The following is a 4705-nucleotide window of genomic DNA, read 5'->3' on the forward strand; positions in this document are numbered from 1 at the left end:
ATCGCATCCTCTATTCGGTGGCGGACGACTCGGAGAAGGTCTTCGCCGTGCTGGAGGATGCGACCGTACTGAACCGCCCCCCCGGCAAATGGTACTAGGGGAGGCGGGCGCGGCGATGCATCGAGCCGGGCGGGCGCGTCTTCCCGGCCGGCCGCTCGACGTACGGCTTTCGGTACGTCTTCCCGGCCGGCCGGAAACCCGCATCCCGCCGGGCTCGCGCCTCGCCGCGCCTCGTCGTTTTCACAACTGACGCCGAGCACGACCGAAGCGCCGGGTAGCTGGCGCGGCGACCTGTCGCGCCGACTCGTCTCGCGGTAGCGCGAACGCGAAGGGGGAAGCCTCGGCGGAGGCGGATGCATCGAGCCGGGCGGGCGCGCGCCGCCCGCACCGTCGTCGCCGTACGGCTTTTTTGTCATTCCCGCGAACGTTAGGGAATTCGAAGAATCCGAGCGGCCGGAGGACGCGAGTAATCCAGGGGATTCTGGGTCCCCGCTTTCGCGGGGACGACCCCTTCGCGCTCGACTCACCGGGACGGCGCGGCGCCGACCCGCATCCCGCCGGGCTCGCGTCTGGCCGTTCTCGCAACTGAGGTCGGGCACGACCGGAGCGCCAAGTAGCCGGCGCGTTGCATCGCCACGCCGCGCTGGCGAACATCGGAAACGGGCGTGCGCCGCGCTACTTCTCGACGATCCGGCCGCGCACCGGGATCTTCAGGATCGGGAATTCGGGGTCGTCGGTCTCGATCGTGACCGTGCCGTGGAGGCTTCCCGGCTGCAGGGCATCCGAACGCAGTCCCGCGAAGATCTCGAAGGAGCCGCTTTCGCCCGAGGGCGGGGTCGTTTGGAGGTCGAGGGCGGCGACGTCCGAGCGAACAGTTCGCACGTGGAAACCGCCGCGCCGTTTCTTGACGAAGACGGCCTGGCGCAGGAGCGCGAGAACACCGGGCTGCTTCCGGACGCGCTCGAGCGGGACTTCGCCGAAGTCGAACGTATCGGGATCGGCATAGAGGTCGGCCTTGACGAAGAGGTGGACCGGGACGCGCACCGCGCCGATCGCCGGGTCGTCGCTCTGGAGCCGCAGCGATTCCTCGTAACGCCCGGGAGCGGTCCCGGGTTCGACCCGCACCGTAACGCGCCACGTCTTCCCCTCGACGATCGGTTCGAAAGTCGCGCGGAAATGCCCGCCGGTCGACGCCGCCAACCGGAGATCGACCGGCGACGGCTGATTGCTGGTGAACGTCAGCTCCCGGCGGACGTCTTCATCGCGGAAGGCCGACAGAAACACGGCGGGAAAGGGATCGACGTCGAGAGGCCCGTAAACCTTCCCCTGGAGAACGAGAGGGACCTCGGGACTGGCCGGGTCGTTCGTGAGAACGGACACCCGCCCGCGGAGCGTCCCCACGGCGTTGCCCGTCGACCATTCCACGGCGATCGAGCCGTCCTCCCCCGGAAGGATGATCGGAGGCATCTGGGAAGTCATTCCGGAATCCGACATGCGCGCCCCCGTCAGCTCGAGGGGAGCGTCCCCGGCGTTGTGGACCCGGAACGAGTGACGAATTTTTTCACCGTGGGGGACGCGGCCGAAGTCGTGGACGGGATCGCGAACCACCGCGTTCGGGGCGGCCGAGGCGAGGGCGGCGAAGGAGGCGAGGATCGCCGCGGCGCCGCGGGCGACGATCGGCCGATGCCGGCCGAGCAGAAATACGGAGCGGACCGCTTTCGCGGTCCGCTCCCGGGAAGAGGAAGACAACCCCACTACTCGGCCGGGTTCAGATAGAAGCGAATCTGGGCGAGACGCAGCCCTTTGTTCTCGTACTTCCAGAAATAGTCTTCGAGGACGTCGTTGAAGAGAGAAACGCTCTTGTCGCACACCTCGGTCGTCGCATTGATATAGAAGCAGACGTCCTGGAGCGTCGTGAGCTCCTTCGTCACGTCTTGGAAGATCTGCTTGCCGCTGCCGCGCGAAAAGACGTCCACGGTGTTGTCGGTAGAGCAGACGACTTCATCCGTGAATTTGTCGTAGGCGCACGTCGTGATGACGGCGCTGCCGCCCGGTTGCCCGAGCGCGCGCCCCCAGACCGAATACGATGCCGAGGCCGTACCCTCCTCGCATCTGTAATCCGTGGTTTCCGCCGTGTTGCACGGCAGCTGAAAAACCGCGCCGTACAATCCCCGGCCGATCTGTGTGCCGTCGCACTTGTAGGCGTAGTCGAACCCGTTGGCGTCGCAGACCCGGAAGTCGCCCGGGGTGAGCCAGATGTCGGTCTCGACCGTGTCGGCCGGCGTCTTCCGGCCGCTGCTTCCGAGCGCGACGAAGATCGTGTGCCCGTCGCCTCCGTTCATCGCGGGGTTCTTCGGGTTCTCGACGCCGATGATGTTGAGGTTGTAATGGGGGCCGTTGACGTCGATCCCGTTTCCCGCCCAGGAGGGAAGGGCGACGGCGAATGTAGCCATCGCGGCCAGGCTCATCAATATCCTTTTCATTCGATCCTCCATTTCCGGCACCGGTGATCGTCGAGCCGGGCGGCGACAGGTTCAGGATGCCACCCGACTGTCCCAGAACGCAGAATCGACCTTACCCGCTGGAGCGCGGCAATTCATGATGCGCACGCATCGAAATGTCGAGAATCGAAACGATCGTTCTGAGCGAAGCTAGCGAAGCGATTTCGGAGGAGAGGGCGCGCTCTGTCACTCCTGCAGTCTCTCGAGCAGCGTCCGGTTGATCGAGACGAGGTCGGCCAGCAGCGCGATGAGAAACGTCTGCACGCCGACGACGATCAGGATCGCGGCGACGACGAGCGACTGGGCGTGGCCGCCCGGGCGCGGCCCGAAGTAGTACCAGAAGAAGCGGGCGACGAGCGCGAGCCCCGCGGCCACCAGCACCGCGGCGGCGGCGGAGAACACCTTGAGCGGCTTGTAGAGGGCCGTGCACTCCTCACGCAAGCTGGGCGAGCGACTCCACCGCACGCACGGGCACCCCCTCGCCGCGCTTTGGCGACGCGACCGCCGCGCCGTCGTCGCGCAATGCCTTCACTTCCGCTCCGCATCGCGGGGATTTCGGCTCGGTGACTTCAGCGTCGATTTTTCGAGATCTGGCGAGTAGCGCTTCTTCTCGGCCCGCCGCGGCTCGACGAACCAGGCGGGGGAGCCCGGAAACAGATCTCACGCGCTCTCAAAAACTTAGCGATTCGGGCTTTTCCCGTGGCGTCCCCGATTCGCCCCTTCCGCGATGGGAAGAGTCGAAGCATGAGAACTCGATTTCCCGGCTCCGGGCGTAAATAAGGCGTATCATAGCCGCCGATGGTGCCGCCCGTAGCCGCCACCTCCCCGACCCAGCCCGTCGTCCTCCTTTCGGACCGGGTTCGAACGGAGCTCCGCGCCCGCCACTACTCGATCCGCACCGAAGAGGCGTACGTCGGGTGGATCCGCCGCTACGTTCGATTTTGCGGGCGGCGCCATCCGCGCGAGACCGGTGCGGCCGAGATCAACGCCTTTCTCTCCCGGCTCGCGACGCACGAGAAGGTCTCCTCCTCGACGCAGAACCAGGCGCTGTCGGCCCTGCTCTTTCTCTACCGCACCGTGCTCGGAGGGACGTTCCCGGATCTCGACCATCTCGTCCGGGCCAAACGGCCGTCGAGGCTTCCGACGGTCATGACGCGGGGCGAGGTGCTGGATCTGCTGTCGCGTCTGGAAGGAAGCGTTCGCCTGATCGCGACACTCCTCTACGGCAGCGGGCTGCGGCTGCTCGAAGGGCTGCGCCTGCGCGTCAAGGACGTCGATTTCGGGTTGAATCAGCTCCTGATCCGGGACGGAAAGGGAGCCAAGGACCGCCGCACGATGCTCCCCGTCTCGCTTCGGGAGCCGCTCCGCATCCATCTCGAGGCCGTGCGGGACCTCCACGCCCGCGATCTGCGCGCCGGGCTGGGCGCCGTCTTCCTGCCCGACGCGCTCGCTCGGAAGTACCCGGGCGCGGAGAGACAGTGGGGCTGGCAGTACGTGTTTCCGGCGCCGGGCCCGAGCCGCGATCCGCGGGACGGCGCCCGTCGCCGCCACCACGTCCACGAGTCGACGATCCAGAAATCGGTCCGGCACGCCGCGCGGCTGGCGGGCATCGTCAAGCCGGTCTCCTGCCACACGCTGCGGCACTCGTTCGCGACGCATCTCCTCGAGGACGGGTACGACATTCGGACGATCCAGGAGCTCCTCGGGCACAAGGACGTCTCGACGACGATGATCTATACTCATGTTCTGAACCAGTCCGGAGGCCGGGGTGTCAAGAGTCCACTCGACGCGCGATAGCGGCCGGGCCCTTCGGGGCGCCGGGTTCCGCCTATTTCGGATCGGGATAGGCCGACGCCTGATCCGCCTATCTCGGCGACGGGGGGCGACTATGCCGAACCGGATTCCGCCTATCTCGGACCGCGAGCCTCCAGCTAATACAAAGTTAGCCCGTTAGCGTTATGGCAACGAATCTCGATAGATATCGCCGCGATCTGGAGACTCTTTCTTCACTCGGCGAAGACATACGCATCGATCTTGGCCTGCAGCACCAAAAACTGGCCGGAAAGCTCGACAAGGAGGGCGCTGCCAGGTATGCGCACGTAAAAGGCAAGTGCGAGAAGGAATACCAGCAGTGGTACAGCGAAGCTCTGGCCGTTATTCGGCAGCTCCTGCCCGAGAGGCGTGATGAGTTCGAGGAGCTCTAC

The 4705-nt window shown here is 66.1% G+C and carries 5 protein-coding genes; 1 reads left to right on the forward strand and 4 read right to left on the reverse strand.

What is annotated here, in order from left to right:
• Nucleotides 1–675: 675 nt before the first annotated feature.
• From VKH46_09130 to VKH46_09140, 3 genes are all read right to left on the reverse strand, one after another.
• Nucleotides 676–1749, reverse strand: coding sequence for a DUF1573 domain-containing protein (locus VKH46_09130; protein HKB70993.1), 1074 nt, complete (start codon nt 1747–1749; stop codon nt 676–678).
• A 5-nt stretch (nt 1750–1754) separates the two neighbouring features.
• Nucleotides 1755–2483 carry a hypothetical protein gene (locus VKH46_09135; GenBank protein HKB70994.1) on the reverse strand — a complete coding sequence of 243 codons (729 nt, stop codon included), beginning with the start codon at nt 2481–2483 and terminating at the stop codon, nt 1755–1757.
• A gap of 204 nt (nt 2484–2687) precedes the next feature.
• A complete protein-coding gene (locus VKH46_09140; GenBank protein ID HKB70995.1) occupies nt 2688–2942 on the reverse strand; it encodes a hypothetical protein in 255 nt (84 codons plus the stop codon).
• A 357-nt stretch (nt 2943–3299) separates the two neighbouring features.
• Here VKH46_09140 and VKH46_09145 point away from each other — a divergent pair, with 357 nt between their 5' ends.
• On the forward strand, nt 3300–4298 hold the full coding sequence (locus tag VKH46_09145) for an integron integrase (GenBank protein HKB70996.1): 999 nt from the start codon (nt 3300–3302) through the stop codon (nt 4296–4298).
• A 209-nt stretch (nt 4299–4507) separates the two neighbouring features.
• On the opposite strand, the gene VKH46_09150 is transcribed toward VKH46_09145, so the two are convergent.
• Nucleotides 4508–4705 (reverse strand): hypothetical protein (locus VKH46_09150; protein ID HKB70997.1); only part of this gene is annotated, 198 nt, incomplete at its 5' end.

The sequence above is a fragment of the Thermoanaerobaculia bacterium genome (assembly GCA_035260525.1).
GTDB lineage: Bacteria > Acidobacteriota > Thermoanaerobaculia > UBA5066 > DATFVB01 > DATFVB01.

What these genes read in the sequence shown, in the direction of transcription:
- VKH46_09145 (HKB70996.1), top strand. Translation starts at nt 3,300, where the DNA reads ATGGTGCCGCCCGTAGCCGCCACCTCCCCGACCCAGCCCGTCGTCCTC.
- VKH46_09135 (HKB70994.1), bottom strand. Translation starts at nt 2,483, where the DNA reads ATGAAAAGGATATTGATGAGCCTGGCCGCGATGGCTACATTCGCCGTC.